6 protein-coding genes are annotated in these 7,899 nt (G+C 55.9%); 2 read left to right on the forward strand and 4 right to left on the reverse strand.

All coding sequences use genetic code 11. The features are described 5' to 3' along the window. The first annotated feature begins 155 nt into the window (after positions 1 to 155). Both V7028_RS15120 and V7028_RS15125 read left to right on the forward strand, forming a co-directional pair. On the forward strand, positions 156 to 1,706 hold the full coding sequence (locus V7028_RS15120) for a hypothetical protein (RefSeq protein ID WP_334120914.1): 1,551 nt from the start codon (positions 156 to 158) through the stop codon (positions 1,704 to 1,706). After that, positions 1,706 to 2,614 (forward strand): SMP-30/gluconolactonase/LRE family protein, encoded by a 909-nt coding sequence (locus V7028_RS15125; protein WP_334120915.1) that lies wholly within the window; start codon positions 1,706 to 1,708, stop codon positions 2,612 to 2,614. Before V7028_RS15120 ends, V7028_RS15125 begins: the two co-directional genes overlap by 1 nt. On the opposite strand, the gene V7028_RS15130 is transcribed toward V7028_RS15125, so the two are convergent. From V7028_RS15130 to modB, 4 genes are all read right to left on the reverse strand, one after another. After that, positions 2,602 to 3,459: a MurR/RpiR family transcriptional regulator gene (locus tag V7028_RS15130; RefSeq protein WP_334120916.1), complete on the reverse strand. Its 858-nt coding sequence runs from the start codon at positions 3,457 to 3,459 to the stop codon at positions 2,602 to 2,604. The two genes, V7028_RS15125 and V7028_RS15130, sit on opposite strands and share 13 nt — an antisense overlap. A 55-nt stretch (positions 3,460 to 3,514) precedes the next feature. Then, positions 3,515 to 6,097, reverse strand: coding sequence for a DUF6351 family protein (locus tag V7028_RS15135; protein WP_334120917.1), 2,583 nt, complete (start codon positions 6,095 to 6,097; stop codon positions 3,515 to 3,517). An 85-nt stretch (positions 6,098 to 6,182) separates the two neighbouring features. Continuing rightward, on the reverse strand, positions 6,183 to 7,343 hold the full coding sequence (locus V7028_RS15140) for an ABC transporter ATP-binding protein (RefSeq protein WP_334120918.1): 1,161 nt from the start codon (positions 7,341 to 7,343) through the stop codon (positions 6,183 to 6,185). 11 nt (positions 7,344 to 7,354) lie between these two features. Next, positions 7,355 to 7,899: molybdate ABC transporter permease subunit (gene modB / locus V7028_RS15145; RefSeq protein ID WP_334120919.1), on the reverse strand; the 545-nt coding region annotated here is incomplete at its 5' end.

Consider the following 7,899-nt stretch of genomic DNA (forward strand, 5'->3'; position numbering starts at 1 on the left):
AAATAGTGGGGCGGTATGCACAGGCAAACTTCAAGTCATGCGAAACTGGTACAAATAAAGCACCAGCAAACAAATTACACGCGTCCATTTATTTTTGTAATTATGTTACATTCTACGCATCTTGAACAAAGTCACTTATTTTTGACGGCATGCCCATGAACACTTCTGCCCTGAACCCCGGTTTTTTGTCTCGCAGTGTCGGCCCCATTCACATCAATCTGGATCGGCAGCAATACAACGCAAGCCATGTGTTGAACTTTGAAAAAACCGAGGCGAACCAACGCCTCTCAAGCTTCATACACAAGATGTTCAACGGCGAAATAGTCAATGGCACCGAACAACGCCCAGCCGGGCATTGGGTTTTGCGTGCAGCCTGCAATCCACAGGCCTACCCCTCACCTGTTTCACTGCTGGTCAACGGCCGGGATGAACTGGTACTGGCCAGGCAAGTGCAGCAGCACATGGAAACCTTCGTGGATCAGGTGCGCGCAGGCCGCTACACCACGCCCGATGGCGAACGTTACGACAGTGTGTTGCACCTTGGAATCGGTGGTTCAGACCTTGGCCCGCGCCTGCTCAACGATGTATTCAGCAAGCTGGAAATAAGCGACTCACCGGCTTTGAACATTCGCTTCGCAGCCAACGTAGACTTCCATGAAATGAAATCCGCGCTGGCCGCACTGAACCCGCGCACCACGCTGGTGGTGATCGCCAGCAAATCATTTTCCACGCGCGAAACGCTGCACAACGCGCAACATATTTTCAAATGGCTTGATGCCGCAGGTCCGTCCTACCGCGAAAAAGCCTTGGTGGCTGCCACCTGCAAACCCGCCAAAGCCATGGAAATGGGCATTGCACCCGAGCGTATTTTCGAATTCAGCGAAACCGTGGGCGGGCGTTATTCCCTGTGGGGGCCGGTGTCGATCGGCGTGCGCATGGTACACGGCAACCTGGTGTTCAATGAACTGCTTGAAGGTGCCGCACTGATGGACGGCCACGTGCTGCAAAGCAAGGCCTCACAATGTATTCCCACCCTGCTGGCCATGAGCGACCTGTACAACCTGGAGCAAGGCATTGCTTCACTGATGATGAGCCCCTACGATTCGCGTTTGTCCCTGCTGGTGCCTTACCTTCAACAACTGTGGATGGAATCACTGGGCAAGGGCGTGAACAACAACGGCGAGCTGCTGTACAAGCCAGCCTGCCCCGTGTTGTGGGGCGATGTGGGCACCAATGGGCAGCATGCATTTTTCCAGATGCTGCACCAAAGCAGAATTGCAAGTTCAGTTGAATTGCTGGCAGTGATTCAACCCGATCACGACGAGGTGCAGTCGCACCAGGTTTTGCTGTCGCACGCTTTGGCGCAGTCAGAAGCATTTTCTGTGGGCAGGCTGAACTCGCCCACCGAACTGACCAACACAGCCACCAATTACAAGGCTTGCCCCGGCCACAGGCCCGTGCAGATGGTGTTCATGGACTCACTCACGCCTTATTCACTGGGCGCCTTGTTGGCCATGTGGGAACACCGAACCGCCGCACTGGCGGCCATGCAAAACATCAACCCCTTTGACCAATGGGGTGTTGAACTGGGCAAAGGCATTGCAGAACAACTGGAGCACAGCGTGCCACCGGGCCAAACCCCCGCAGAAAACCCGGTGACAGCACACCTGATCAACCACTTCCTGAAAAACACAGGCCTGCACTGATGGCCCTGCCTTGGCAGGCCCTGCCCCTTCCCGCATGCAGCCTGGCTGAAAGCCCGCGTTATGCGCATGGCGGCTGGATGTGGGTAGACATCAACAAGCGGGTGTTGTATCGGTTAAATCAAAGCGATGTGTTCAATGCTGCGCCCGCCAATTTGCACACCCTGAGTTTGCCCGATCAAATTGGCTGCATACTGCCCACCAAACAGGCTGAAACCCTGATAGCACTTGGCCGCCGGGGTGCGTGGCTGATCAAGAATGGCACCTGCACCTTGAAATTTGCCGCGCCATTTGATTCTTCGAAACACCGTTTCAACGATGGCCGTGCCGACCCGGCAGGGCGCATCTGGATTTCCACACTGGTGGACGCCCGCGGCCCCGCCACCGCCGCGCTGTACTGCATTGAATCTGGCCGCGCAAGCCTGACGATTCCCGACTTGATTGTGGGCAATGGTTTGGCGTTTTCACCGAAAGGCGATTCTGTATTTTTAAGCGACACACGGCACAAGTGCATCTGGCGATTTGAATACGATGTACACACAGGCACATTGAGCAATCAACAGTTGATCAAGCAATATCACGATGGCACCGCCCGCCCGGATGGCGCCTGCTTTTCTGCCGATGGCAGTTACTGGGTGGCCATTCTGGAAGGCTACAGGCTTGATCGTTTCAGTGAACTGGGCGAATTCATTGAAAGCGTTGATATTCCACTGGCCAAGCCCACGATGCCCTGCTTTGGCGGCGAAAACGGCAATGTGCTTCTGGTGTGTTCAGCACAAGCCGATGAAAAATTCCCGAACAAACCCGGCTTTGAAAACACCAGCCTGATTGCCTGTGAAACCAGCTTCACAGCGCTGCCGGAAGCATTCGCAAACCCGACGAATCTGGACCTGGCGCCTTACTTAACGTAACGGCTGTCAATCAGGTTTTTCTTCAGGCGTGCCATGTTTTTCTGCACGGAATCGCCCAGCTGAATGGCCACCTGCGTGGCCAACACATCCACAATGCACAGGTGCAACAAGCGCGACACCATGGGGCTGTACTGCTCGTAATACTCGCCGTGGTCGGCGGGTATGTGCACATGCACCTCTTCGGCCAAAGGCGACCCCGATGCGGTAATGGCAATGGTGCTGGCACCCGCCTGTTTGGCAATGCGGGTTGCATCCAGCAAGTCCTGGCTTCGCCCTGAATTCGAAATGATCAACAGGCAGTCTGTTTTTTTCAGCATGGATGCAGCCATAATCTGCAAGTGCCCATCGGAATAAGCATGCGCACTGCAACCCATCCGGAAAAACTTGTGCTCGGCATCCAGCGCAACAAAGCCTGAATTGCCCACACCATAAAATGCAAGCTGCCCGCCCTTGGCGATGATGGTTTTGGCCATCAAGTGCGCGGCCTTGTCCATGGGCTTTGCGGGGGCCGTGTTGCGAAAGGTTGTCAGGGTGTGAATGGCATTGTCGAGCACTTTTTGAATCAGCGTTTCGCCAGTGTCGCTTGCTTGAACGGATTGGTGAACGAAAGGCACGCCCTGGTTCAAACTGGCGGCCAGTTTCAATTTGAAATCGCTTAAACCCTCATACCCCAGTGATCGGCAAAACCGCACCACCGAGGGGCTACTGACCCCGGCACGCTTGGCGAGTTCAGTGACCGGCATTTTCTTAAAACCAGTGGGGTCTTTCAACACGAGCTGCGCGACGGCCTGTTCTGCACCAGAAAACTGGTCCAGTTCCATGCGAATTCGATCAAGAAGATTCATGCCACTCCGAGTCAAAGTAATTTAATTACATTCTACACGGAATGGCTGAAACTCCTTACCGGAATGAAGCAGCAAACCACCCCTGCCGGGAATTCGCAGGTTTGGCTGGCAAAGGCACGCCACCAATTATTTTCTCGGTGGCAGTGCCGTAACGCAACCAGGTTTGCGTGGTCTGCGTGCCCACGCCGGGTTTGGTGTAATCACACACACCCTGCGGGAAGATTTCCTTCACCTGCGCAACGAAGGCTGCTGGGTCTGTGACAGACACTGCACCTGCATAATCCGCAGCATCCACGGGCTTGAGCACACACTTGTTGGCCAGTGTGCGAATGTCGTCGCCCGCCACAGTGCGGGGTGTACCAAAACGCGTTTGCACCAGCGTGTGTTGCAACTCGGCGATTGGCCCTGTCAACTGGCTCGACATGCCCGAAGAATCCACCGCAGAAAAATCAAGACCACACACCTGGTTGCTCAATTGGTCGAAAATTTGACCCGCCTCGGGTGGTGGCTTTGGAATACTGCTGGAATTCGCGTTGGGCAAAATCGGGTCGGGGTAAAACAGGTTGCCGCTCATGGGCACAAAGGGGCCGTCGTCTGCATAAATACTTTGGGCAGACAAACATTTGTCACGCGCGGCGCGGGGCTTGTTGGTCACCACTTTTTCTGCCAACGGTTTGTTGCTGCCATCGGCTTCAATCTGGCTTAACCAACGGTCCATCACCAGCAGGGCTTCTGTGCTGTAGGTGGAATCACCGGCCAGCACCAACTGCCCAAACCAGATGACATGGTTGTCAAAATGCCCTTGGGTGGCATTCAAGCGCGCACGCATTTGCCAGCTGTGGAAGGCGTCGTGCGCAATACCGGGATCGGGGCCACGCAGGTCGATAACCGGAATATTGCTCAGGTTCTCAGCCGTGTTCACCGCACCGGTTTTGTAAGCATTGCTCAAGGCCAATGGATCAGCCACCAGGCGTTGCGCAACGCGCTGAATGTCCACATCAAAACCGCCGATGTTGTGGTTCAAATCCAGAAACTGATCGGCAGTGATGGTGCCCTGCTTCAAGGCACCCAGACCATATTGAACACCCACGTTGTCCAGCGGAATACCACCAAAGCCACGGCCAATTTTTTTCTCGTTGGCACTCCACACATCGGGCGTTCTAAAGCCAAATTGCGTGCTCATGTAGTCGATCAAACCACAACGCAAACCACCGGGGTTGTTCACCGGGTCGTAAGGAATGGCTGCGCCATTCAAGCCGCGGCAATTTTGCGCGTAGGGGTAGGCTTTGGGAAAAAACGCGTTGTCCGACAGCACCGGGTTCAACGGCAAGTGGCCGTACACCGCGCTCCACTGCACATAGGGCAAAAAGTTTTGATTGAAGTCTGGAAACTGGTTGGCGTTTTCCGCCTCATTCACGCCTTGGTAACGGTTGCCAAAATAGGAATTCAGCAAGTTGTAATCGCCAAACTGCGTGGCTGTGGTCCACACGTCGGGGTAGGAACACTGCACGATAATGCCCTGATAAATACCGGGGTAGGCATTGGCAATGTGTTGCTGGGCAATGGCGCCACCTGAACAACCAGTGCCCATGGTGTAACGCACTTCGCCATATTGCTCGACAATTCGTTCCTTCACCATCATCAGCGATTCTGCAGCGGTCACCAAATTCACGTTGTGGCCCAGATTGGCCAGCGCGGTGGAGGTGGCAATGAAGCCGCGCCCCAGCGCCACGGTGATGCTGTCGCCCAGCAAAAATTCTGCGCCATCGGGCGCTGTGCCGGAAATGTCGCCATTGGGCGGGTTGCCGGGGCCATAGGTTACGCCCACATTGCCACCGTGGTGCACAAGCACCTTGCCATTCCACTGTGGCTGGGGCTTCCAGGGCTGCCAATCCTCTGCAGGGTTGTACAGGGTACGAATTTGATAACGGTCACGGTTTTGCACACCACGCTCGGTGCGGATGATGAAGGGCACAGTCACGCCGTGGTCGGTCGTGGTCATGGCAATCTCTTCGGCAGGTGGGGGATTGTCCGGATCGTAAGGCAGGAAGGTGGGTGCAAACTCCTGGTCTGGCAGGCTGGAATTGCTCAGGAAATGTTGCAGCTTGTCGGCTGGCAAATACTGAAAACTGAACTGGACCGGCTGGTTGCACTGGGCATCCACCGCCAGTTCATTGGTGCATGTCCAGGGCTGCACCTGCGGCCCTGAAAACACGGGCCCGCCATTGGGGTGGTTCACAATGGTGGCCACAAGCCGGCCTGTGTTTTTAAGCACAGCCGTGATGCGGTTTTCACCCAAGGCCAAACCTTGCAGCCGCCCCATGTAGCGGCCATTTTCACGCAAGGCGAACTGGTCGCTTACATCGACGGTGCCCAACATCACCCGCACCACTTGCAGGTTGGCAGAGTCTTCAGCGGTAATTTCCACCAGGGCATTGCCATCGCTGATCAAGTCGGAACGATTGGACAAAATCCGGATGCCATCGCCGGGCTCCAGGTCAGCCGTGGTTTCTTCGTTGGGGTTGGTGGTGGCGGGGCTTTCGCCACCCGCGGTCAAGGCGGATTCATCGCCGCCCAGGCAACCGGCGAGCAAGGCCAGTGCGCCGATTGCCAGCGCAGTGTGTAGTTTTGTGGTCATGGTCTGTAATTGTTTTGAAATGTCTCCAGCACTTGGTACTGGGCAGAAGACACTTTCAGATTCGTTTACAAACCAGTCCCCCGATTTATCCGCGTGTTTTCGCCAATTCCGGGTGGGGTTTCTTGGGCATGATGTGAATCAGGCCAAGGTCCATTTCCACCACGCCGGGCGCGCCTGTTTTCAAACCCAAACGCTGTGCACCCGACACCGCCATCTTCAGCACCTCGCAAGGTGCCACATCCATGGACAAGTCAATCAGGCTGAGTTCACCCAGGTCGCGATGGCCGACCACATGCACGGGCAGTAAAATAAAACCGTCCCTTTGCAAGGTGTAGCCTTCGGGTTTCAAGGCAAGGCCATCGGCATGCACCACCCAATTCACAGGGAAACCGGGTGGAATTTTTCCTTTGTCGCGGGTGCGCAATTGAATGGAATTTTCAGGCGTGGCTTGCTGCGTGTCCAGCGAACGGGTCCATTGCAGCACCCCAAGGCCGGGCGTTTCAGAAGGGCCCATCCATGCGCCGTAAAACCGGTTTTGAATGCCCACCAGGTCAGCCACCCGGGAATTGCGCGGCCTGCGGTGCACCTCGAATGCGGGACCCTCCTGCAACACATCACCTTGATCCAGCACCACCAGTTTGTCGCACAGCATGCGGGCTTCATTCAGGTCATGGGTCACCAGCACAATGGGTATATTCAAATCGGCACGTAGTTCCGCAAGCAGGCGGTACAGGCTTTCGCGGTTCATTTGATCCACCGCTGAAAATGGTTCGTCCAGCAACAGCAATTGCGGTTCGCGCGCCAGTGCGCGTGCCAGTGCCACGCGCTGTTGCTGCCCACCTGACAACTGGGCGGGCCTGCGCATGGCTTCATCGCTGCTTAAACGCACACGCTTGAGCCACTGCACTGCTTCAATGATTCGTTCGCTTTTGGGCAGGTGCTGCAAAGCCAACGCCACATTGGCCGCTGCGCTTAAATGCGGCATCAGGGCATAGTTTTGAAACACCAGGCCCACGCGCCGCTGTTGCGGGGTTTGAAAAATGCCTTTGGCAGTATCAAGCCACACCTGTCCACCCACTTCAATGCGGCCCTGCGCAGGTTTCATCAGGCCTGCAAGCAGACGAAGAATGGACGACTTCCCCGCCCCAGAAGGTCCCACCAGGGCCAATAACTGCCCGGCTTCGCAACTGAACTGCCCTTGCAGCGACATGGGCTTGTGCTGTTGAAACTGAATGTGAAGGGCCATGGCTGTCTCCCCTACACGGCACGCTTCACCGTGCGCGTTCGGCGCCCGGAGAGCAACAGGGAGGTGGCCACCGCGACCAGCGAGAACATCAACAATGCAAGCGACATTTGGTCTGCTGCCTGCAGGTCAAAACTTTGAACGCTGTCGTAGATTGAAATGGCCAGCGTGCGTGTTTCACCCGGAATGCTGCCGCCTATCATCAGCACCACGCCAAATTCGCCCAGCGTGTGCACAAAGGTCAGCACAATGGCCGACACAATGCCGGGCCAGGCCAGGGGCAACTCCACCTTGGTGAAAATGGCCCAGCGGCTCAGGCCACTGACCTGTGCCGCTTCATTCAGGTTGTCTGGAATGGATTCAAATGCGCGTTGTATGGGCTGAAACATGAAAGGAACGTTGAACAACACCGATGCAAGCAGCAACCCCGAAAAATTGAACGCAAGCGACACCCCCCAGGTGTTTTGCAGCCACTGCCCCACCGGCGACCCACCGCCCACCGCCACCAGCAGGTAGTACCCCATGACCGTGGGCGGCAGCACCAGTGGCAGCAAAATGG

Origin of the sequence: Limnobacter sp. (assembly GCF_036846585.1) — a bacterium.
Lineage (GTDB): Bacteria > Pseudomonadota > Gammaproteobacteria > Burkholderiales > Burkholderiaceae_B > Limnobacter.